The 21,586-nt window shown below is 51.6% G+C and carries 22 protein-coding genes, 15 tRNA genes and 2 rRNA genes (1 of these 39 cut by a window edge); 36 read left to right on the top strand and 3 right to left on the bottom strand.

All coding sequences use genetic code 11. The features are described from left to right. From FPL14_RS07330 to FPL14_RS07240, 19 genes are all read left to right on the top strand, one after another. Positions 1-382: ribosomal RNA gene (locus FPL14_RS07330) — 23S ribosomal RNA — on the top strand (it extends 2,546 nt beyond the left edge of the window). A 174-nt stretch (positions 383-556) separates the two neighbouring features. Continuing rightward, positions 557-673: ribosomal RNA gene (gene rrf / locus FPL14_RS07325) — 5S ribosomal RNA — on the top strand. A gap of 28 nt (positions 674-701) precedes the next feature. Next, a tRNA-Asn gene (locus tag FPL14_RS07320) sits at positions 702-777 on the top strand. A gap of 3 nt (positions 778-780) precedes the next feature. Then, positions 781-873: transfer RNA gene (locus FPL14_RS07315), tRNA-Ser, on the top strand. 21 nt (positions 874-894) lie between these two features. Then, positions 895-969, top strand: a tRNA-Glu gene (locus tag FPL14_RS07310). A gap of 100 nt (positions 970-1,069) precedes the next feature. After that, positions 1,070-1,146, top strand: a tRNA-Met gene (locus FPL14_RS07305). A 38-nt stretch (positions 1,147-1,184) separates the two neighbouring features. Further along, positions 1,185-1,261 (top strand) — tRNA-Asp (locus FPL14_RS07300). A gap of 15 nt (positions 1,262-1,276) precedes the next feature. Continuing rightward, positions 1,277-1,352, top strand: a tRNA-Phe gene (locus FPL14_RS07295). Positions 1,353-1,374: 22 nt separating this feature from the next. After that, positions 1,375-1,450: transfer RNA gene (locus tag FPL14_RS07290), tRNA-Thr, on the top strand. An 18-nt stretch (positions 1,451-1,468) separates the two neighbouring features. After that, positions 1,469-1,552: transfer RNA gene (locus tag FPL14_RS07285), tRNA-Tyr, on the top strand. A gap of 16 nt (positions 1,553-1,568) precedes the next feature. Then, positions 1,569-1,642 (top strand) — tRNA-Trp (locus FPL14_RS07280). A gap of 23 nt (positions 1,643-1,665) precedes the next feature. Then, positions 1,666-1,741: transfer RNA gene (locus FPL14_RS07275), tRNA-His, on the top strand. A 22-nt stretch (positions 1,742-1,763) separates the two neighbouring features. Further along, positions 1,764-1,837: transfer RNA gene (locus tag FPL14_RS07270), tRNA-Gln, on the top strand. Between the two features lie 7 nt (positions 1,838-1,844). After that, positions 1,845-1,919 (top strand) — tRNA-Gly (locus tag FPL14_RS07265). Between the two features lie 16 nt (positions 1,920-1,935). Beyond that, positions 1,936-2,009 (top strand) — tRNA-Cys (locus FPL14_RS07260). Positions 2,010-2,023: 14 nt separating this feature from the next. Continuing rightward, positions 2,024-2,100, top strand: a tRNA-Arg gene (locus tag FPL14_RS07255). A 17-nt stretch (positions 2,101-2,117) separates the two neighbouring features. Further along, positions 2,118-2,203, top strand: a tRNA-Leu gene (locus tag FPL14_RS07250). Between the two features lie 99 nt (positions 2,204-2,302). Continuing rightward, complete coding sequence (locus FPL14_RS07245) at positions 2,303-2,770, top strand: MEKHLA domain-containing protein (protein ID WP_229263824.1); 468 nt, start codon at positions 2,303-2,305, stop codon at positions 2,768-2,770. Positions 2,771-2,921: 151 nt separating this feature from the next. Further along, positions 2,922-4,550, top strand: coding sequence for a methyl-accepting chemotaxis protein (locus tag FPL14_RS07240; RefSeq protein ID WP_182302373.1), 1,629 nt, complete (start codon positions 2,922-2,924; stop codon positions 4,548-4,550). Between the two features lie 73 nt (positions 4,551-4,623). Here the strand turns inward: FPL14_RS07240 and FPL14_RS07235 are convergent, their stop codons facing one another. Then, entirely contained in the window at positions 4,624-5,238 is a 615-nt protein-coding gene (locus FPL14_RS07235) for a C40 family peptidase (RefSeq protein ID WP_182302372.1), read from the bottom strand. Between the two features lie 239 nt (positions 5,239-5,477). Here FPL14_RS07235 and FPL14_RS07230 point away from each other — a divergent pair, with 239 nt between their 5' ends. From FPL14_RS07230 to FPL14_RS07200, 7 genes are all read left to right on the top strand, one after another. Further along, on the top strand, positions 5,478-5,777 hold the full coding sequence (locus FPL14_RS07230) for a LiaF transmembrane domain-containing protein (protein ID WP_182302371.1): 300 nt from the start codon (positions 5,478-5,480) through the stop codon (positions 5,775-5,777). Between the two features lie 45 nt (positions 5,778-5,822). Further along, positions 5,823-6,488, top strand: a complete 666-nt coding sequence (locus FPL14_RS07225; RefSeq protein WP_182302370.1) for a PspA/IM30 family protein — start codon at positions 5,823-5,825, stop codon at positions 6,486-6,488. A gap of 6 nt (positions 6,489-6,494) precedes the next feature. After that, a complete protein-coding gene (locus FPL14_RS07220) occupies positions 6,495-7,010 on the top strand; it encodes a PspC domain-containing protein (RefSeq protein ID WP_182302369.1) in 516 nt (171 codons plus the stop codon). Between the two features lie 4 nt (positions 7,011-7,014). Continuing rightward, positions 7,015-7,698, top strand: a complete 684-nt coding sequence (locus FPL14_RS07215; RefSeq protein WP_182302368.1) for a PspA/IM30 family protein — start codon at positions 7,015-7,017, stop codon at positions 7,696-7,698. Between the two features lie 143 nt (positions 7,699-7,841). Further along, positions 7,842-8,483: a cell wall-active antibiotics response protein LiaF gene (liaF, locus tag FPL14_RS07210; RefSeq protein ID WP_182302367.1), complete on the top strand. Its 642-nt coding sequence runs from the start codon at positions 7,842-7,844 to the stop codon at positions 8,481-8,483. 25 nt (positions 8,484-8,508) lie between these two features. Then, positions 8,509-9,552, top strand: a complete 1,044-nt coding sequence (locus tag FPL14_RS07205) for a sensor histidine kinase (protein ID WP_182302366.1) — start codon at positions 8,509-8,511, stop codon at positions 9,550-9,552. Positions 9,553-9,556: 4 nt separating this feature from the next. Then, the gene (locus tag FPL14_RS07200; protein ID WP_324617882.1) at positions 9,557-10,210 is read left to right on the top strand and encodes a response regulator; all 654 of its coding nucleotides are present in this window, start codon (positions 9,557-9,559) and stop codon (positions 10,208-10,210) included. On the opposite strand, the gene FPL14_RS07195 is transcribed toward FPL14_RS07200, so the two are convergent. Further along, positions 10,207-10,539, bottom strand: coding sequence for a hypothetical protein (locus FPL14_RS07195; RefSeq protein WP_182302365.1), 333 nt, complete (start codon positions 10,537-10,539; stop codon positions 10,207-10,209). The two genes, FPL14_RS07200 and FPL14_RS07195, sit on opposite strands and share 4 nt — an antisense overlap. A 191-nt stretch (positions 10,540-10,730) precedes the next feature. Here FPL14_RS07195 and zwf point away from each other — a divergent pair, with 191 nt between their 5' ends. The 8 genes from zwf (at position 10,731) to FPL14_RS07155 (ending at position 19,664) form a co-directional block, all read left to right on the top strand. Next, positions 10,731-12,287 carry a glucose-6-phosphate dehydrogenase gene (gene zwf, locus FPL14_RS07190; RefSeq protein ID WP_182302364.1) on the top strand — a complete coding sequence of 519 codons (1,557 nt, stop codon included), beginning with the start codon at positions 10,731-10,733 and terminating at the stop codon, positions 12,285-12,287. Between the two features lie 21 nt (positions 12,288-12,308). Next, positions 12,309-12,929 (top strand): cyclase family protein, encoded by a 621-nt coding sequence (locus tag FPL14_RS07185; RefSeq protein WP_182302363.1) that lies wholly within the window; start codon positions 12,309-12,311, stop codon positions 12,927-12,929. Between the two features lie 109 nt (positions 12,930-13,038). Next, positions 13,039-13,662 (top strand): YhbD family protein, encoded by a 624-nt coding sequence (locus FPL14_RS07180; protein ID WP_182302362.1) that lies wholly within the window; start codon positions 13,039-13,041, stop codon positions 13,660-13,662. Positions 13,663-13,676: 14 nt separating this feature from the next. Next, complete coding sequence (locus tag FPL14_RS07175; protein ID WP_182302361.1) at positions 13,677-14,363, top strand: hypothetical protein; 687 nt, start codon at positions 13,677-13,679, stop codon at positions 14,361-14,363. Then, entirely contained in the window at positions 14,356-15,027 is a 672-nt protein-coding gene (locus FPL14_RS07170) for a bactofilin (RefSeq protein ID WP_182302360.1), read from the top strand. The genes FPL14_RS07175 and FPL14_RS07170 overlap by 8 nt, the downstream gene beginning before the upstream one ends. A 34-nt stretch (positions 15,028-15,061) precedes the next feature. Further along, the gene (locus tag FPL14_RS07165; RefSeq protein WP_182302359.1) at positions 15,062-16,630 is read left to right on the top strand and encodes an MDR family MFS transporter; all 1,569 of its coding nucleotides are present in this window, start codon (positions 15,062-15,064) and stop codon (positions 16,628-16,630) included. A gap of 167 nt (positions 16,631-16,797) precedes the next feature. Beyond that, entirely contained in the window at positions 16,798-18,384 is a 1,587-nt protein-coding gene (locus FPL14_RS07160; protein WP_182302358.1) for a peptide chain release factor 3, read from the top strand. A 59-nt stretch (positions 18,385-18,443) separates the two neighbouring features. Next, on the top strand, positions 18,444-19,664 hold the full coding sequence (locus tag FPL14_RS07155; RefSeq protein ID WP_229263823.1) for an alpha-D-ribose 1-methylphosphonate 5-triphosphate diphosphatase: 1,221 nt from the start codon (positions 18,444-18,446) through the stop codon (positions 19,662-19,664). Here FPL14_RS07155 and sspI read toward each other — a convergent pair. Beyond that, positions 19,661-19,876, bottom strand: a complete 216-nt coding sequence (sspI, locus tag FPL14_RS07150) for a small acid-soluble spore protein SspI (protein ID WP_182302357.1) — start codon at positions 19,874-19,876, stop codon at positions 19,661-19,663. The genes FPL14_RS07155 and sspI overlap by 4 nt on opposite strands. A 121-nt stretch (positions 19,877-19,997) precedes the next feature. Here sspI and FPL14_RS07145 point away from each other — a divergent pair, with 121 nt between their 5' ends. Then, positions 19,998-20,678 carry a potassium channel family protein gene (locus FPL14_RS07145; RefSeq protein ID WP_229263822.1) on the top strand — a complete coding sequence of 227 codons (681 nt, stop codon included), beginning with the start codon at positions 19,998-20,000 and terminating at the stop codon, positions 20,676-20,678. Next, the gene (locus tag FPL14_RS07140; protein ID WP_182302355.1) at positions 20,665-21,489 is read left to right on the top strand and encodes a TrmH family RNA methyltransferase; all 825 of its coding nucleotides are present in this window, start codon (positions 20,665-20,667) and stop codon (positions 21,487-21,489) included. The genes FPL14_RS07145 and FPL14_RS07140 overlap by 14 nt, the downstream gene beginning before the upstream one ends. Positions 21,490-21,586: the final 97 nt, after the last annotated feature.

Raw genomic sequence — 21,586 nt, 5'->3', positions numbered from 1 at the left:
CTCATCGCATCCTGGGGCTGAAGTAGGTCCCAAGGGTTGGGCTGTTCGCCCATTAAAGCGGTACGCGAGCTGGGTTCAGAACGTCGTGAGACAGTTCGGTCCCTATCTGTCGCGGGCGTAGGAAATTTGAGAGGGGCTGTCCTTAGTACGAGAGGACCGGGATGGACGCACCGCTGGTGTACCAGTTGTTCCGCCAGGAGCACCGCTGGGTAGCCAAGTGCGGAAGGGATAAGCGCTGAAAGCATCTAAGCGCGAAGCCTGCCTCAAGATGAGATTTCCCAATTCGTAAGACCCCTGGAAGAACACCAGGTTGATAGGCTCGGGGTGGAAGCGCGGCAACGTGTGGAGCTGACGAGTACTAATCGGTCGAGGGCTTATCCTAAACGAATTGCACGGTAAGGCAATGATACATTCACCTTCTTCCTACATGCTTTGTTTCGTATACCTGCACCGCAATGCACAGCATTGCTGCCTGCAAGTATACGGGGCCGTGACGACTTCGTCGCACGGGTTCGCATCCAGTTTTCAAGGTGTAAGCCTTGAGTTTAAGATCCGGTCTGGTAATAATGGCGGAGGGGTTCCACGCGTACCCATCCCGAACACGACCGTTAAGCCCTCCAGCGCCAATGGTACTTGGACCGCAGGGTCCTGGGAGAGTAGGACGTTGCCAGGCTGGATCACAAGATTTGCTTTGCTTACATTCCCTGATAGCTCAGTTGGTAGAGCACTCGACTGTTAATCGAGTTGTCACAGGTTCGAGTCCTGTTCGGGGAGCCATATGGAGAGGTGTCCGAGTTTGGTCGAAGGAGCACGATTGGAAATCGTGTAGGCGCCTAAAGCGTCTCGAGGGTTCGAATCCCTCTCTCTCCGCCACTATTTATTCATTGTAAGCATGGCCCCTTGGTCAAGCGGTTAAGACACCTCCCTTTCACGGAGGTAACAGGGGTTCGAATCCCCTAGGGGTCACCATTCTTCAAAAAGAATTACCATAAATTGAGGGTTGCAAAACGTAGGCGATATGAGGTATGATAAGAAATGTCGCTTCACGAAGTAACTTAATCAATAACGACGCGGGGTGGAGCAGCCCGGTAGCTCGTCGGGCTCATAACCCGAAGGCCGCAGGTTCAAATCCTGCCCCCGCAACCAAATGAACTACCCTCGGCTCAAGACCGAGTAACTATCGTGGAGCTGTGGTGTAGTGGCCTAACATGCCTGCCTGTCACGCAGGAGACCGCGGGTTCGAATCCCGTCAGCTCCGCCACTTTTCACTTAGTTCGGCTCGATAGCTCAGCTGGTAGAGCAGAGGACTGAAAATCCTCGTGTCGGCGGTTCGATTCCGTCTCGAGCCACCATCAAGACAACAATAATTTATGCGCCGACTTAGCTCAATTGGTAGAGCAACTGACTTGTAATCAGTAGGTTGGGGGTTCAAGTCCTCTAGTCGGCACCATTTCTTACTCCTAATCGTGGAGGATTAGCGAAGTGGCCAAACGCGGGAGACTGTAAATCTCTTCCTTCGGGTTCGGTGGTTCAAATCCATCATCCTCCACCAGTTTTCTACTCTATGTAGGGGCATAGTTTAAGGGTAGAACAGCGGTCTCCAAAACCGTTAGTGTGGGTTCAATTCCTGCTGCCCCTGCCAATTAGATACAAATTACGATCATGGCGGTCGTGGCGAAGTGGTTAACGCATCGGTTTGTGGATCCGACATTCGGGGGTTCAATTCCCCTCGTCCGCCCCATTTTTCACCAAGAGAAATCTATTGGGGATTAGCCAAGCGGTAAGGCAACGGACTTTGACTCCGTCATCCAAGGTTCGAATCCTTGATCCCCAGCCATTTATACGCGGAAATAGCTCAGTGGTAGAGCATCTCGTTGCCAACGAGAAGGTCGCGGGTTCGAGCCCCGTTTTCCGCTCCATCTAAATCTTGACTGTGGCGCCATAGCCAAGTGGTAAGGCAGAGCTCTGCAAAAGCTTTACCCCCAGTTCGAGTCTGGGTGGCGCCTCCAAAACCTTACAATATGCGCCCTTAGCTCAGCTGGATAGAGCGTTTGACTACGAATCAAAAGGCCAGGAGTTCGAATCTCTTAGGGCGCGCCAGTAAGAAAACTGAATATGCCGGTGTGGCGGAATGGCAGACGCGACGGACTCAAAATCCGTTTCTCGCAAGGGAGTGGGGGTTCAAGTCCCTTCACCGGCACCACTACAGTAATTAAGGGCTTATCTCGATAAGATCTGCAAAGATCGCATGAGATAAGCTTTTTTGTATGAACTTTGGTATGAACAGAGGTGGAGTGGAAGCGTGCAAATATCAGACCCGAATAAAGCGCGGATCGAAGAGTATTCCAAGCTGTTGATCGAAAGCTACAAAAGGATGACGGGACGAAATCTGTTAGAATATGATCCGCAAACCGTAACCGCGAGCGAAGCATTGAATCGCGCTCCATTCGTACTATTGTCTCATGGAACGGAGCCGGATCCCGTGCTGAACTACGGCAATAACGCCGCGTTGGCGCTTTGGGAGATGTCGTGGGAGGAATTTACGTCGACGCCTTCGAGATTGACGGCAGAAGCCGCGCTGCAGAGCCAGAGAGAGCAGTTGCTTGAGGACACCCAAAGACAAGGATACTCTGACGGATATTACGGGATTCGGATTTCGAAAAGCGGAATACGATTTGAAATTCAGAACGTCCTTCTGTGGAATATCGTTGACGATGCCGGTGAATTTCGAGGCCAGGCTGCGGTATTTACGAAGTGGGAACGAAAATGAAAGCTAGAAGCCCGCGGGAATTACCCTGCGGGCTTTGCCATTTGTTAGTAAAACTAATAAAAATCTAATTTCTTGCCTGCTATTTTCAATAAACCTAACCATTACATTGATAATAGAAACCATCAATCTAACGGGACAGGTGAGAATGATTTTGAGAAATCTGAAGCTTGCTAAAAAAATGTTCGCGGTATTAGCATTGTCGCTTGTCGCTTTGTTGGCGACGAATAGCGTCGGGATCGTTAATCTGAACAAGGTGGCGGACCGATTAATTACTGCCTTATATTCCGATACATACAAAGGTTCGGAGTTTATGTTGAACGCGGACAGGGATCTGTACCAAGCATTGGTGGACAAAAGAACGCTGCTAAGCGGAAACCCGGATAGCAAGGAATTTAACGATGCTGTAAAGTCTTACGAGGAGAATATTTTACAGGTTAGAGACCGGATGCAGGCAGCAAAGCAAATCTACGAACAAAAGAGAAGCGATTACGAAACGTTGCAGCATAAGGATACGAAAAATCTTTTTTTCGAAGCGTTCGATCGCTTTGACGCGGACTTCTCGCTATGGGATGCGGAAACGAGAAAGATCATCGATAGCGTCGCGGCTAATAACGGAAAACTATCAACGGAATCTCTGATAAGAGTAGATGATAGCAAGTTCCATAGCGCGCGAGAGAACTTGAATGAATTGGAGGAAATGATCTCCGAACATGCGGTCTCGTATATCGATGAAGTAAAAGCGGAGAACCGCTCGATCACTTGGATGCTGATCGCTATCGTTATTCTATCCTGCGTCGCCGTGTTATTGATCGGTTGGTTTTTGTTGCGTTTTATACTTAACGGGATCAAGAAGGTTGTTGCGGTAACGGAAGAGATCGTTAGCGGTAACCTTCAGGTTGAGTCTATAGAGATAAAATCCAAGGACGAGATCGGCATGCTTGCTCAATCCATCAATAGCATGTCTTCCAGCTTGCGTCAGATGATTAATAAAATCACGGAAACCGCGCATAGCTTGGCAGCCGCATCAAAACAAATTTCCGCGGGTATGGAAGAGATATCCGGCAGCAGCATGAACCAAGCCAAGCATGCGCAGACGATAACGGAGTTATTCAAGGAATTGTCCTCCGCGATTAACGCAGTTGCCAATAGTGCCGAAGATGCAGCGGAAATGTCCGAGCAAACGGTCGGGATAGCGCATGACGGGGCAGAGGCTCTTCAGTCTACGATGGATGGGATGAACAAGGTTAGCCTTCAGATGAACCAACTGGAGGCGGATTCGAATCAAATCGGAAATATTATCGAAGTGATAGGAGAGATCGCCGAACAGACGAATCTCCTCGCCTTGAACGCCGCTATCGAAGCAGCGCGCGCAGGAGAGCAAGGAAGAGGTTTCGCTGTCGTCGCGGATGAAGTACGCAAGCTTGCGGAACGAAGCAGCGAGGCGACGAAACAAATAACGACGCTTATTCAAGGCATGCAGAAGAGTACGGAATCAAGCGTCAGGGTCGTTGCTGACGGAGTAAATCAAACGAGGGATACCGGGGCCGCTTTCGAACGAATTACCCAGAAGGTGAATCAATCGGCAAGCAGGGTCGTGGAAATTGCCGCAGCTAGCGAAGAGCAGGCGGCTCAATCGGCGGAAGTGCTGTTGTCGGTGGAGAGCATCGCGGCTTCCAGCCAAGAAACGGCGGCGGCTTCCGAGCAAACCGCGGCTTCCGCTCAATCTTTGGCCGAACTCGCGGAAGAATTGAACCGATTAGTCGTCGTCTTTAAGGTATAGGGAATAATAGCAAAAACCCGGCCGTTAAATCGGACCGGGTTTTAAGCATTTTATTTTCACATCACAAGAAACATTACTTAGGAAGTACGCTGCCGCCGAACAGGAAGCGATGCTCCCATTGTCCATCCGTAATATCTCCTAAAAGAACTCCGCCACTATCGTTGGAGTACGTGTGCAGGATTTGTCCGTCTCCGAGGTAGAGCGCTACATGCGTGATTCGTTGAGATTGTTTGTCGATGTTCTCGTAGTTCTCCGCTTTAGAGCCCTTGTAAGACATGAAGAAGAGAAGATCTCCGCGTTTCAGTTTGTGCCAGTCCGTCTCTGCCGTACCGTTGTCTTGAACGAACTCGCCTTGTTGACGCGAGTCGGCAGGAAGCGTGACGCCTATAGTCTCCTTGAAAATCCAACGGATGAAGTCGGAACAATCGAACGTGGTCGAGGTACTGCGGTTGGAACCGAACTCATAAGGAGTTCCGATATACTTCATCCCATCCGTTATCACTTTTTCGATGTCTTCGGACGTTCCGGCGTTAACGTCGGTCCCCGAATTCGTATCTGCTTCTATAGTAGAAGAAGTCCATTTATTCTTCGGCGGGGTAGTCGATGAAGCAGCCGAAACCGCCGGAACGGTACTCAATCCACTGGCTAGCATTACGGCCGCGCACAATCCCAGTACGTGTTTTTTCATGCTTCAACACCTCCGTCTAATGTCTAGCTATACGCTAACATAGGAGGAAAGTTGGGGGAAACCCACAATTGTTGCCATCGGCTCGGAACCGTTGGTCTGATGGGGAAAGGTCGCAAGACGGTAATGACCCTCGACCACAGTCTAGGAACAAAAACATACGTGAGTCCGTTATGCAAAGATGCCCGGAAGTTTACAATAAGGTCATGAGGTAAACGAGTCACAGAAAAGAGGTGAAACAAATGCGAAGCGGAAATGGGTTGGCAATCTTGCTTATTAGTTTCGGCGGGTTGATCATTCTTGGTAAATTAGGCTTCGGTCTCGGGTGGTTGTTCGGACTACTCATCCCAATTCTGATCATTCTGCTTGGAGTCGTTGCTTGGAATAACGGCAACCGGCTGCTTGGAGGGATCATCGCCGTAGTCGGGGGATTCATCCTTCTTGGTAAGCTGAGCTTCTTGTTCGTCTGGGCTGCAGCAATCGCGCTGATCGTATTCGGAGTATCGATGCTCGGTCGCAAAAATCATACCACGAGAATGTAACTTGATTATAAGTAGCCGCAATCGGAACAAGGAGGGATACAGGGAATGAGCGTAATCAAAAGAGTACGCGACATGACGGTGGCAACGCTGAACGATCGTCTAGAGAAGTCGGAAGACCCCGTTCGCGTCATTGATCAGTTTTTATGGTCGACGCACCAAGAAATTACTCAGTCGGAAGGACTTGCACGGCAATATGCAGCTCATACCGACAATCTGCATCGGCAGTGGAAAGATGCGGAACAATGGATGACGAAACGCGAGCAGCAAGCGTTAACGGCCCTGAAAGCCGGGGAAGAAGACGTAGCCAAGCTGGCGCTCCAAGATAAAGTCATTCATGAAGAACGATCGGAACGTTACCGCCAACTGTACGAACAGAGCAAGAGCGAATTGAACGATCTGGAGCAGCTGCTTCAAGAACTTCGCAACGAGTACCGCGCGGTGTACGACCGCCGCCAGTTCTATGTCGCTCGAATGGAGTCGCTTCGCCTTCAACAAAGATTGAACGCGCGCTACTCTCCCGGCAACGCGGACACGACGCAGATGTTCCGCAAGATCGACGACAGATTGACGGACATCGAGCTCGAAACACGCAGTTTGCGCGATCTTCGCCGCATGGGCCAAGAAACGTTGCTGCAAGCTGGTGAAATCGTGAAAAGCACAATCGAGAGGGAACTGGAGCAATTAAAACGCAAGCTGCAACAAGGAGGTTAAACAGGGATGCGTAAATTATATCGTTCAACTCGGGACCGCAAATTATTCGGAGTATGCGGAGGATTGGCCGATTATCTGGGCGTCGACGCGACGCTGCTTAGAATACTGCTGATCGTCGTGGCCGTCTTTTCGGCGGGTTCCGTGATCGTCGTCTATATTATCGCCGGATTCGTCATCCCGAGAGAGCCGAATTACGGCGGCGGGTTCGGAACCAATCCATACGACCAAGGTTGGAGAGGCCAAGAACAATCGCAATACGGCTATGGCAATCAGAATCAGAATTGGACTCCCAATTCCAACTCTTATACGGGTCCGGGACCGGGAGCGCACGCTGGTACCGGGTATTCCAACCCAAGCCCGCAACGTCCGGCGCCTTTTACGGCATCCGCGCAGTCTTCCCCCCAATCTTCGCAAGGGATCGACGCGATGATGGAAGATATAGAGAAGAAGTCGTTGCAAAGAGAGATCGAAGAACTGAAAGCAAGAATATCAAAATTCGAGAAACAATCGAAAGGAGAATAACACAATGGGTGTATTCCAAAGAATGAAAGATATGACAAAGGCGTCGGTACATGATTGGCTTGATAAACTTGAGGATCCTATCGTAATGCTTAATCAATATCTCCGCGATATGGAGACGGAAATTCACGATGCGGAAGTAACGGTAGCTAAGCAAATGGCTTCCGAACGCAGAATGAAGCAGCGCTTGGATGAGCTTGTCCGTCTTGGCGTTGATCGCGAAGGTCAGGCTGAGCACGCTTTGCGCAACGGCAACGAAGCTCTTGCCCGTAAGCTTCTCGAAGAGAAAGTACAATTCGGCCAGCAAGCTGCAGACTTGGCGGGCCTGCACGGCCAAGCAAGCGCGCAAGTTAACGATCTGACCGCGCAGCTTCATGAAATGAAAGAAGAGTACTATAAGCTTCGCAACAAACGCAATGAATTGGCTGCCCGTTCGCAAATGGCGAAAGCCCGCAAGCAAATGGCTCAGATCAGCACGCTGCATACGATCGAGAGCGGATCGGCTTCCCGCGGTTTCCACCGCATGGAAGAGAAAATTTTGCAAATGGAAGCCGAAGCGGATGTTGCGCGTATACCGGGATCGTCTTATGGCGGCGTGCCGACTCGCATCGATCCGGAGAAGGAATACCGCGTAGAGCAAGAGCTTGAAGCACTCAGAAACCGCGTTCAACCGAATTTAAGCAAAGAATAAACAAGCAAACATTCTCCCGTGTCGCAAGATGTGCTATGATGTCAAAGATATGGAAGATATAGTTGGCCAAGCCATAACGGTTTAATTCCGTTATGGCTTTAACTACGAAATATAGGGAAGAGCAGCAGGAGGTGTGACCCGACATGAGAAGACCCAGTAATGCGATATTGTTCATAGCTGCCGGACTTTACCTCGCTCTTGGTGCCGTGGCGGGTTACACGACGGTGAATGCGATCGTTCTATTGCTGATCGGAATAGAGCGTTACCGATCGGATCGTTCCCGTATCTCGATCATCGTTATCGTGATCTGCACGTTAGCGCTTATTATTACTCAATTCGCTTTGTTCGCGGTTGTGGTGCTCGTCTCCCTAGGCATTTATTATTTTAGGGGGAGGCCGCCGACGGCCGGCAACACTTACGAGAGCAAACACAGATTGTTTCTCAACATGAGACTGGATGAACAGTCATGGGTGCTGCATTCGATGAGTTATTGGCATGCCATCGGAGAAATCCGGATGGATATGTCGTTGGCGGTGCCAGAGGATAAGGAAACGACGATCGTGCTGCAAGGTTTGGTTGGCGATGTGGACTTAATCGTGCCCGACGATTACGGAATTCAGGTCGAAGCTTCGGTGCTGATCGGTCAAGTATCGTTTAAGCAAATCAAAGAAGGCGGCATGCTGCATCGATTATCTTGGAGATCGCCGAATTACGACCAATGCGATCAAAGATTGAAACTTCAATTATTTTATCTCGTAGGAGATATCAAAATACGTACGGAATAATTCATCTTCGAAAGGGGGGAGTCGCATGGAGTCCCAGAAAGTCACCAATATGGTTTGGCGCCATATGGGCGAATCGGTGTTGTACTCCCTTTGCGTCGGCGCGCTTGTCATTTTGCTGTTGATTCGATACGGGTTGGCGGGGGAATTTCTCTCTTGGGGGACGGTCATATCCTATTCGCTGACCGCGTTGGGCGTATTAACCGTAACAGGCGCTGCGTATGGTTTCTGGAGAAGCTATCCGATAAGACATCGATTAGAGCTCCTCAGGGAAACGATGCTAATGTTGGAGAAAGGAAGTTCGAATCCTCCTTTACCTGATCTAGGCAAAGACGAGATCGGCCGTCTTGGCGAACAATTAGGGAAGCTCGGCCGCAAATGGGAGGAGCAGGTGTCTTCCCTCCAACGCTTGTCCACCAATAATGCGGAGCTCGCTTCCCAAGCGCGCATGAGCGCCGTCATCGAGGAACGTCAACGGCTCGCCCGCGAGCTTCATGACGCGGTCAGCCAGCAACTGTTCGCCATCTCGATGACGGCCACGGCCGTAGGGCGCACGATGGACAATGACTTCGAGCGGGCTCGCCGCCAGGTGGAGCTGATCGAAGAAATGGCATCGGCCGCGCAATCGGAGATGAGAGCCCTGCTGCTGCATTTGCGCCCGGTACATTTGGAAGGCAAACGATTGGCTCAAGCGATTCCGGAACTGGTGGAGGAAATGAAAGCGAAAGTTCCCGTCGATATCGCTATCGATATGGAAGAGGATTTGCCGCTGAACAAAGGCGTGGAGAATCACCTTTTCCGCATCGTGCAAGAAGCGCTCTCCAATACGTTGCGCCACGCTAAGGCGACGAAAATGGATATCGTGCTTCAACGCAGGGGAGACACCGTTAGGTTAGGGATCAAGGATAACGGGGTCGGCTTCGATACGCAGGTGAAAAAACAAGCTTCTTACGGGATGACCAATATGGAGGAACGCGTGAACGAGCTAGGGGGTTCCCTTAATATCGCGAGCGCTCCCGGCAAAGGAACAAGAATCGAAATCAGAGTGCCCTTGATGGCGGAAGGTGGATAAGCGGATGGCGGAGCAACCGTTGGTTCGGGTGTTATTGGTCGACGATCATGAGATGGTCAGAATCGGTCTGGCCGCAGTGCTCGGAACGGAAGAGGGCATCGAGGTCGTAGGCGAAGCGGGAAACGGAATGGACGGTCTTAGGCTGGCGCGCGAATATTCGCCCGACGTCGTCCTCATGGATCTCGTGATGGAAGGCATGGACGGAATCGAAACGACCCGCCTTATCATGGAAGAAATGCCGGAGTGCAGAGTTATCGTGTTGACCAGCTTCTTGGACGACGAGAAAATGTACCCCGTGATCGAAGCGGGAGCTTTCAGCTACTTACTGAAAACATCCCGGGCTTCTGAGATCGCGGATGCCATTCGTGCTGCTTCCCGAGGGCAATCCGTTCTTGAATCGCAAGTCGCCTCGAAAATGATGAACCGCTTCCGTCGCCCTCCGCAGGCGCAATCGCAGCCCCACGAGGATTTGACCGATCGAGAGATGGAAGTTCTGAAGCTAATCGCTCTTGGAAAGTCGAATCAAGAAATCGCCGACGACCTGTTCATTGGCATCAAAACGGTCAAGTACCACCTCACGAACTTGTTCGGCAAGCTGAGCGTGGAGGATCGGACGCAAGCGGCGATCTATGCGCATCGGAACGGCCTGGCGGACTAAATCAGAAAGACTTCCCGAACCGGAGCAAGAGCGATCAACGTCTTCGCCTTGCTGACTTCCATTGCCGGACCGAAGCTTAGCGGTCCCCAATAGGCCGAACTCGGAGGATGCTCCTCCTCGCGTACTGTGCTTACCTCCGCTTGAGCTTTTGATTTGCGGTTGCGTTTAACCGGACGGCCCGATCGTTCTCCGTTCAGGACGAGAGCGGAAGAGTTGCAAGAGGTGAGAATGCCGGTATGACGAGTGCCGTCATTCAGGATTACGCAAATCGCCCGACCTAGTAGCGGTTGAAGGGAGTGCTCGTCATAGGAATAATCGGAATCCAACATGCTATCATCCTCCATGGAATTAAATTCTAAGCAGTTTATTCAAAGCGAGACAAACGTGTAAGGGTAGATGCCTAAGCTTTGGAAAAGACAGTTAAAAACATAGCGTTGTCCTGTTAAGTGTGCTAAACTACAATTCATGAGATTTGACAAAATCAGATCATCCAATCCTGCATATAAGAAAGATGAGGACCATGACGACGGACAACAAACACGAATCTATTTCCGCTCATGAAGCGGTCTATTTCATTTTCGGAGCTACGGGCGATTTGGCCCGCCGAAAACTGTTTCCGGCTTTGTACAGCTTGTACCGGGAAGGGAAGCTAGGGGAACGTTTCGCCATTGTCGGCTTAGCTCGGAGACCGCGTACCGAAGCTCAATTCCGCGATGACGTTTATGAGTCTATTCAGGAGTTCTGCCGTTACAAACCAAGCGAGAAAGAAGTATGGAACGCTTTTGCCGAACATTTTACATATCAATCACTCGACACGGGCAACGTGGATGCTTTCAAACAGCTGAAGTCCCATACGGAGGAGCTGGAAGCGCAGTATCAAATTCCGGGCAACCGCTTGTTTTATTTGGCGCTCGCGCCGGAGCTGTTCGGTAACGTTTCCCGTAATCTTCGCGATGGAGGCATGCTCGAAAGCACCGGGTGGCATCGCCTTGTCATCGAGAAGCCTTTCGGCTACGATTATCCGTCCGCAGAGCGCTTGAACGAAGAAATCCGTCAAGTATTCCGCGAGGACGAAGTATTCCGTATCGATCATTACCTCGGTAAGGAAATGGTTCAGAACATCGAAGTAATCCGCCTGTCCAACGCCTTCTTCGAACCGCTGTGGAACAATAACCACATCGCCAACGTGCAGATCACGTTAGCGGAAACGGTAGGCGTGGAAGAGCGCGGAGCTTATTATAATAAGTCCGGAGCGTTGCGCGACATGGTCCAGAACCATATGCTGCAAATGCTGACGATGATCGCCATGGAGCCGCCAAGCCGTCTAGACCCGGAAGATATTCGGGACGAGAAGGTTAAAGTGCTTCGTTCGATCCGCAATCTCGTTTCCGGCGAAGAAATTCGCAACAACATCGTTAGAGGACAATACGCGCAAGGGGCTTCGAGGGGCAAAGAGCTGAAGGGCTACCGCCAAGAAGATTCCGTCGATCCGGAGTCCGTCACCGAGACGTTCTTCGCGGCTCGTCTATTCGTCGACAACTTCCGTTGGGCCGGCGTACCGTTCTATGTTCGTACGGGCAAGCGCTTGCCGGTCAAATCGACCGAAATCGTCATCGAATTCAAGAACGTGCCGAACAACGTTCTATTCGCGAAACGCCAAGACTTGCAGCCTAACCTTCTCGTCATCCGCGTTAATCCGATGGAAGGCATCTACATCAAGTTCAATGCCAAGAAGCCTGGCAACGACATGACGGTTCAACCGGTAGCGATGGAGTTCTGCCAAAGCTGCCAAGTCGGATTGAATACTCCGGAAGCGTACGAGCGGCTCATTTTCGACGCGGCGCGCGGAGATCATACGTACTTCACTCGTTGGGACGAATTGGCTGTCGCGTGGAAGCTCATCGATCCGATCGCTGCCGCATGGAGAGAAGATTCCGGCGATTTGCAATTTTATCCTGCGGGCTCATGGGGACCAGAGAAAGCGACCGAGCTGTTGACGGACGAAGGTTTCGATTGGTGGCCCGTTAACGGACAAGAAGAAGACAACGTCATTTGGGTAACAAATACAAGCAAATAGTTCGTTTCGGAGGTGCGCGAAATGCCGAAAATTTACGATATTAGCATGACGATCGATGAAAACATGCAAGTGTGGAAAAGCTACGAGCACAAGAAACCTAAAATCACGAACGTGCAAAATCACGACGAAGGCAAGCCGCATGAAAGCTTGCTCGCGATTAACACGCACACGGGAACGCACGTCGATGCTCCGCTGCATATGCTGGCGGGCGGCGAGACGATCGAAACGATTTCGTTGGAGCGATTGGTAGGTCCCGCGCGGGTGCTGGACTTAACGCACTTGAAGGATTTTATTACGAAAGAAGATCTTGAACCGTTCGCTATTCAACGCGGGGAGAGGTTGTTGTTCAAAACGACTAGTTCTCTCACCGAGGAGTTCATGTTGGATTTCGTCTTCTTGCGGGAGGACGGGGCGAAGTATTTGGCGGATATCGGCGTTGGCCTAATCGCGACTGACGCGCTCGGAATCGAACGCGCTCAAGCGGAATATCCGACTCATCGCACGCTTATGCGCAATGATGTCATCATTGTCGAAGGCGTACGCTTGAAAGAAGTGGAAGCGGGCAACTACACGCTAGTGATTGCTCCGCTTAAGCTGACCGGAATCGATGCGTCTCCGGCTCGCGCTTTCCTTATGGCGTAAGCAAAGGATATCAAGTTATAGGTAAGAGAGAGGAGAACCTACGGGTTCTTTTCTTTTTTTGCTTTACAACGTAACAGTGTTATGTTACATTCGTTGCGGAGGGATCGTTATGGAGCGAGATTTGATATCCAAAAAAGATTTACTCGATGAAAAAGGCATTTCTTACGGCCAATTGTACCGGTGGAAGAGAAAACAACTCATTCCGGAAGAATGGTTTATTCGCAAATCGACGTTCACGGGACAAGAGACGTTTTTTCCTAAAGATTTAATATTGGCGCGTATCGATAAAATCATGAATATGAAGGAGGATTTATCGCTTGATCAGCTAGCCGACAAGTTTTCTCCGATATTGCCGGAGTATGAGATGCGGAAGCATGATGTCGTGAAACGAAACATTGTTTCGTCTCTAGTGATGGAGCGTTACGCTTCCGAAGACGCTGACGGCGTAGTGTACGGATTCGATAGATTGCTTTACTTCCATATCGCCGACAAGCTGCTTCAAGCAGGCGAGATGAGCATGGAGGAAGGGGAACGATTGCTGCAGACGCTGCGAGACCATTTCCCTAAGTTCGACGGCAAGCCGTGCGATCTTGTGTTCATCCGCAAGATGGGCGTTTCCTCCTTTGCTCTGCTGTCGGTTCCCGCGGAGCTTTATTACGAAAGCGGAGTGAAGGTTATCGCAAGGTTATCTTTGGCGGAGAGCATTGAACAATTAAAAGGAAAATTGGTATAGGGGCGGGTGAGGACATGGAGTTATCCAAAAGACCGAATTTGATCATTAACGGCGTAAGCAAAGCAGGCGGCGGAGAGTACGGGAGAGTTAAGATCGACGGAGTCGGAACCGTTGAAGGGAATATCGCCTCCATGACTTTCGATTCGAACGGAATGACGAAAGTCCACGGCGATCTCGTTGCGGACGAGTTGGATTGCGACGGTCATATCAGAATCGATGGGCACGTTACGGCTCAAAAGTCGATCATAGACGGCAATATGAAAATTATGGGCTCCCTAAGATCGGACCATTGCACGATTAACGGAATCGTCAAAGTCGGCGGGGATTGCGAGATCGAACGATTTAACATGCAGGGCGCATTCGAAGTCCGAGGCTTGCTGAATGCGGGCCGGATGGAGTTGACGCTGCACGGTCCAGGCAAAGCCCGGGAGATCGGCGTGGAGAGCATCCAAGTTCGCCCAGCTTCGAAAAGCGCTTGGAGCAAGCTGTGGCGTTGGATGCTCCCGAAGTTCAGCCCGGAGCTTCAAACGTCCGTCATCGAGGGAGACGATATCGATCTGGAGAATACAGTGGCGGATATCGTAAGAGGAAATCGGATTGTCATCGGCAAAGGGTGTTCGATAGGGACGGTAGAATACCGAACGGCGCTTAAGGTTCATCCGGGCGCAAAAGTCGGCAAGGAGGTGAAGACCGGTGGCTGAACAAACGAGACGCGATCTGAAGATGATGGGCGAGACGACTTCAGCCGGCGGAGTGTACCGGAACATCAAGATTACCGGCGAAAGCACGTTCATCGGCGATGTCGATTGCATGAAGCTGCACCATGTCGGCGAGCTTAGCGTACAAGGGAGCTTAAAGGCAGATGAGCTTAAGCTTACCGGAGAATGCGAAGTTCGAGGGAACCTTGAAGCGGGGATCGTGCGCGGACGGGGCGAAGTGAAAGTATCTTCCGGAGTTCGAGTAGAGAATATTAAGTTTACGGGCAACTTGGATGCCGGAGGAGATTGCGAAGCGGGATCGCTCGAGGTGGATGGGGCTTTCGCCGTATTCGGGTTGCTCAGCGCGGACTCGTTGGAAGTGAAGATGTACGGTCCTTGCAAGGCGAGGGAGATCGGAGGAACTACGCTTCACGTCAAACGAAGCCGTGCGACGAAGCTGCTTAACTTCTTTACGACGAGGGGGGAATCCGTATTAACCGCGGAGGAGATTGAAGGCGACATCGTGGAATTGGAGTATACGAGCGCTGCCGTCGTGCGAGGCAACCGGGTCGTTATCGGATCAGGCTGTCATATAGGTCGGGTCGAGTACCGGGATTCGCTTCATATTCACAAAAACTCGGTCGTTAAAGAGAACGTTCGGAGATAACCGACTTAAATCAGGATAGGGAGTGTTCGAACTAATGAAACAACAGGCAAAGAGCAGACTAGGGATCGTTATAGCGGGCTTGCTGCTTGGAATACTAATGGCTTCGATGGATAACACGATCGTCGCCACGGCGATGGGAAACATCGTCGGAGAGCTCGGCGGATTGGATCAATTCGTCTGGGTAACGTCGGCCTACATGGTTGCGGAGATGGCCGGTATGCCGATTTTCGGCAAACTGTCGGATATGTACGGGCGCAAAAGGTTTTTCGTATTCGGAATCATCGTGTTCATGATCGGTTCGGCGTTATGCGGAACAGCCAGCTCGATTACGGAGTTGGCCCTGTACCGCGCCATTCAAGGGATCGGCGGAGGCGCGCTTGTTCCGATCGCGTTCACGATCATGTTCGATGCGGTTCCGTTGCAGTCTCGCGGCAAACTTGGCGGACTATTCGGAGCGGTGTTCGGATTATCGAGTATTTTCGGTCCTTTGCTCGGAGCGTATATTACGGACCATATCGCATGGGAATGGATATTTTACATCAACCTGCCTTTGGGAGTGCTGGCGTTCGCAATGGTGACGTTCTTCTACAAGGAGTCGCACGAGCATTCCAAGCAACCGATCGATTGGGTCGGCGCGTTTACTCTCGTTGGCGCGGTCGTGTGTTTGATGTTTGCTTTGGAGCTCGGAGGCAAGCAATACGATTGGGACTCCGCTATGATCTTAGGTCTGTTTGCCGGTTTTGCGGTACTTGCGATCGCCTTTCTCATCAACGAAACGAAGGTCGAAGAGCCGATTATATCGTACGGCTTGTTCAAGAACCGGTTGTACGCGACCAGCATTCTATGCGCTTTGTTCAGCGGAGCGGCATTCATCGTGGCTTCCGTGTACATCCCGATTTTTATTCAGGGCGTGCTCGGAGGTTCCGCGACCAATTCGGGGCTCGTGTTGCTGCCGATGATGGTCGGCTCGGTCGTTACGGCTTCCGCCGGTGGATTCCTGATGACGAAGCTTCCTTATCGGAACATCATGATTCCAACGCTAGCGATTCTGGTAGCGGGTACGGCGCTCGTGGCGACTTTGAATTCGGAATCGACGAGGCTAATCGTGACGTTGTACATGGTTCTGATCGGCTTGGGAATCGGAGCGTCGTTCTCGGTGCTAAGCAATGCCGCTATCCATGGTCTAACCGCGCGGCAGCGAGGAACGGCAAGCTCTACGCTAAACTTCATTCGCTCGTTGGGCATGACGATCGGGATTACGACTTTCGGAATTATTCAAAGCCATGTATTTACGGGCAAGCTGAAGGACTTTTTCTCTCCAGGCGGCGCGGGCGGCGCTGGTGGCGCAGGCGGATCAGGCGGGCAAATGCCGGAAGGGCTTGACTTCAAAGATCCGCACTCGTTGTTATCGCCGGAGTTACGGGCCCATATTCCGCCTGAGATATTGAATCCGATAACGAAGATGCTCTCCTCGTCGATCGTCTACACGTTCGCATGGGCGATCATTCCTGCCGTTCTAGCGCTCGTCGTCGCTTTCTTCATGGGTCGCCAGAAGCTCGACGCCTCCGCGGAAGGCAAAGAAGTATACGTTTCGGGACACTAAAAGTACAGAAATACGAACTTAGAAATACTGATTTTGGTATTGGGGCTCCGCTTTCCTGCGTGGAAAGGCGGAGCTTTTTGATTTCCGGTCGTCCCGAAATATCCTTGAGCGATTTTCTTATGGTATAATGGAAGCTGTTATTTTATCGTGAAGGGAAACTCAAACGGATGAGCCAAAAGACGACAGAACAATTACGGCAAGAGGTTGAGAAGCGCCGTACTTTCGCTATAATTTCTCACCCCGATGCGGGGAAAACGACTTTAACGGAGAAGCTGCTCCTCTATGGAGGAGCTATTCACGTCGCAGGGTCCGTCAAAGCGCGCAAAGCGGCGAGACACGCGACGAGCGACTGGATGGAAATCGAGAAGCAACGGGGAATCTCGGTTACTTCGTCGGTCATGCAGTTCCAGTATCAAGGCAAACAGGTGAATATTCTGGATACCCCGGGTCACCAAGACTTCAGCGAAGACACGTATCGTACGTTAACGGCCGCGGATAGCGCGGTCATGCTTATCGACGTCGCCAAAGGCGTCGAAGCGCAGACGATCAAGCTGTTCCAAGTATGCAGCAAGAGGGGCATTCCGATCTTTACGTTTATAAACAAGCTTGACCGCGAAGGACAAAATCCGTTCGAGCTGCTCGAAGAAATCGAACGCGTGCTCGGCATCCGCTCGGTACCGATGAACTGGCCGATCGGCATGGGGCGCGAGCTGTGCGGCGTATACGACCGGATGAAAAACCAAGTAGAGCTGTTCCACGGCAAAGACCATACCGAGATCGAAGTCCGCAAGACGGATGATTACAACGATCCGATTATCCGCGAGATGGCCGGCGACTATCTTGCCGAGCAACTGGCACAAGATCTCGAGCTGCTTGACGTCGCGGGAGATTCCTTCGATTACGAGAAAGTGCGCACGGGCCAATTGACGCCGGTTTTCTTCGGAAGCGCGGTGAATAACTTCGGCGTGCAGACGTTCCTTGAGAATTTCTTGGAGCTGGCTCCGCAGCCTACGGAACGCAAGACAACGGAAGGCACAGTCGATCCGGACGAAGAGAAGTTCTCCGGCTATATTTTCAAAATCCAAGCGAATATGAATCCTGCGCATCGCGACCGCATCGCGTTCCTGCGGATTTGCTCGGGTAAATTCCAACGGGGCATGAGCGTCCGTCATGTGCGCGTCGGTAAAGAAATCAAGCTGTCCCAGCCGCAGCAATTTCTAGCTCAGGACCGTGATATCGTCGAGACGGCATATCCGGGGGATATTATCGGCTTGTTCGATCCGGGTATTTTCCGAATTGGCGATAGCTTGAGCGAAGGGCGGGATATCGTATTCGATGAGCTGCCGACGTTCTCGCCGGAAATTTTCTCCAAAGTGTCGATCAAGAACGCGCTCAAACAGAAACAGTATTTGAAAGGGCTAGACCAGCTGACGGAAGAAGGCATGGTACAAGTATTCCGTTCAGTCGGGGCATTCGAGGATACTTATCTCGGCGTCGTTGGCCAATTGCAATTCGAAGTGTTCGAATACCGGATGAAGAACGAATACGGAGTAGATATCCAATTGTTCCGGACGCAATTCCAGTTCGCCCGTTGGATCGTCGGGGACAAAGTCGATCCGTCCAAGTTCCGTATCAACTCGATCTTGGTGAAAGACAAGAACAACGTCGACGTCGCGCTTTTCGAGAACGAATACGCAATGAGAACCGCGATGGAACGCATGCCGGATCTTCAGTTTTTGGAAGTCGCTCCTTAATCGCGCATGTGATAAGCCCGTCGCCCAAGCTGGCGGCGGGTTTTGTTGTATGAAAGGCGATGGAACTGATAAAATGGGAAGAAACTTTATCGGAAGAGGGCGGATTGTTCATGGGCAACCGTTTGATAATCAAGGGCGGGTTCATCGTTCGCCCTGATGGCGTTAGCCAAGGAGATGTCGCGATACAGGACGGCGTCATTACGTCGATCTCGTCTAAGCATGAGGGAACAAACGAGGAAAATTTCGATGAAGCGATCGATGCCGAAGGGGCTTGGGTATTGCCTGGCTTAATCGATATTCATTGCGACGCGATAGAGAAAGAAGTGGAGCCGAGACCGAATACCTTGTTTCCAATGGAAATGGCTTTCTTGCAATTCGAACGGAAGCTGGCGGGACACGGGATCACGACGATGTTGCATTCTCTGTCGCTCGGGGTTGGCTTAAGCTTGCGCGGAGAACATCTCGTCGCGGAGATGATCGGACTGATCGCCAGCATGCGCAAGGAGCGGGCTATGATTCGCCATGGCGTTCATTTGCGCTACGAGGTTTCGCATTTGACCGGATTCGCGTTGGCGCAAAGGCTGATGAACGACGGATTGCTCGATTATTTATCTCTTATGGATCATGCGCCAGGACAAGGCCAATATCATCGTTCGGGTGCTTTCCAACGGTATGTCATGAAGAATCAGGGAGTAACCTTGGACGAAGTAGACGTAATCGTCGAGGAGCTGCAGGAAAGAAGAAGCCGAGTGGATTGGAACAAGCTTAAGGAATTAACCGCTCAAGCGCGCGGACGCGGTATCGCCGTCGCTTCGCACGACGACGATAGCGAAGAGTCCGTCAATCGTTCGCTTGAATTCGGGGCTACGGTGTCCGAATTTCCTCTGAGCTTGGATACGGCAAAATATGCTTTCGGGCAAGGGATGGGAGTATGCGTCGGCGCGCCCAATATCGTGCGCGGCGGCTCCCACGACGGTAATCTGAAGGCGGTTGAAGCGATTCGGGCGGGCGCTGCCGACATTTTATGCTCGGATTATCATCCGGCCTCGTTGCTTCATTCCATCTTTAAGCTGGAAACGGAGGGAGTTCCGCTTCATCAAGCGGTCAACATGGCTTCCCTTAATCCTGCCGAAACATTAGGCCGTGCCGATTCGATCGGCTCGATCGAGCTTGGCAAACAAGCGGACGTGATCATCGTGCGCAAAGTGCGGGATATTCCGCTTGTCCATTCGACCATCGTTGGCGGAGTTGTCGTCCATGCCACGAAGGATTTCGTTTAAGTTTGCAGCTTACCCAGATGCTTATGGAGAACCTCAACCATCTTTTTGCGCGCCGCGGGCGTGCTGTTGTTCCATATCATCTCGAATAGAACGCCTAGACCGGGCAAGGCCATCTCTTCTCCGCCTATGGAGCTTTCGATGATATCCGTTAAGTCGTCGATATCCTTGCCTTGTACCCGCTGAACAATGGCCTGTCTTAAGTCTAATTCCACGGATGTGCCTCCTTAAGGGGGAACTTCCCGTGTAGATTTCCCTAACGGGACGACGGTTATGCCGGGTAAGGAATGTGTTATAATGAGCCCATCGGGAACGATCGTGAGGAGGCAAGATTCAGTGGCAAGAAAACCCCATGGCAAGAAGCAATTCGCGATTATCGGTCTTGGCCGTTTCGGATCGAGCGTGGCGATCTATTTAGCCCAGCTTGGTTATGAGGTGCTGGCTGTCGACGATAACGCGCAACGCGTACAGGATGTCGCTCATGCCGTTACTCACGCGGTAACCGCGGACTCGACGGATGAAGAGGCGATGAGCGCGCTCGGCATCCGCAATTTCGACGTCGTCGTCGTGGCGATCGGACAAGACATCCAATCGAGCATTTTGACGACCTTGATCCTGAAAGACCTTGGCGTCCCGTATATTATCGTCAAAGCGCAGAACGAGCTGCACGGCAAAGTGCTTAACAAGATCGGAGCGGACAAAGTCGTATTCCCCGAAAGGGATATGGGGCTGCGCGTAGCCCACCATCTGATCTCGCCGAACATTCTCGAACATATTGAGTTGTCGGCCGATTATAGCATCGTCGAGATGAAAATTCCTTCCTCGATGATCGGCAAGAACCTGAAGCAGCTTGATATTCGCCATAAATATAATTGCAACGTGTTAGCGGTGAAACGGAACGGCGAAATGAATATTACTCCGCGGGCCGACGAGTCCCTGGTCAACGACGATATTCTTGTCATCGTAGGCAAGAACGAACTATTAACGAAACTGGAGCAAGCCTATGCGGAACCTTGAGGGGTATATCAGCTCGGCTTCCAACCCGCGGGTAAAAGAGTGGGCGAAGCTGTTGGAGCGTAAATATCGGCAACGCGAAGGAAAATTTCTGCTCGAGGGCGTCCACCTGGTCAAGGAAGCTCTGGAAGCGGGATGGCCGCTCGAAGCCGTAGCGTTCGACGAAGGCTCCGGCGTATTGGAGGCTTTCGAGGAATACATAAATGAAGAGCATCGGGGAAGCGGCGGAACGGCGTGGTTTCCGGTATCCCCGGAAGTGATCGGGAAGTGCAGCGACACGGGAACGCCGCAGCCGATCTTCGCGATTGCGCTGAAGCGTCCACCCAGCGCGGAGCTTCTGTTCGGCGACTCTAGCGGATTAGTCGCCGTGCTGGATGGCGTGCAGGATCCCGGCAACGTGGGCACGATCGTAAGAAGCGCAGCCGCAAGCGGAGCGACTGCGGTTGTTCTAGGCAAAGGCACGGCGGACTTGTACAACCCGAAGACGATCAGGGCAACGATGGGGGCGATGTTTCACGTTCCCGTGCTTGAAGCGGAGCTAAACGCGCTATTGCCGGAAGCAGCGGCGCAAGGCGTATCCATCGTAGGGACAAGCCTCCAAGCCGCGCACTCTTGCTATGATTATGATTTCAGCAATCGCAACGTCTGGCTCGTATTCGGCAACGAAGGCAACGGGATGTCCGAGCAAGTCTCTACATTCGTGGATGCGAATGTAATTATACCGATGACTGGCCGAGCGGAGTCGCTCAATGTAGCTATGGCGGCAACGGTGCTGCTATTCGAGGCTCAGCGGCAACGGGGGTTAACCCAATAATAATTCCTGTCCAACCACCTAAATAACTATCCGCGCAAAAATTACTGCCACCCAAAAGACTGGAAATCGCCAAGGCTCTGCTAGCGAAAATCCAGTC

It is taken from the genome of Cohnella cholangitidis (genome assembly GCF_014107495.1).
In the GTDB taxonomy this organism is placed as follows: Bacteria; Bacillota; Bacilli; order Paenibacillales; family Paenibacillaceae; genus Cohnella; species Cohnella cholangitidis.
Note: the sequence above shows the minus strand (reverse complement) of the source record. Positions and strands in the feature narration are given on the sequence as shown.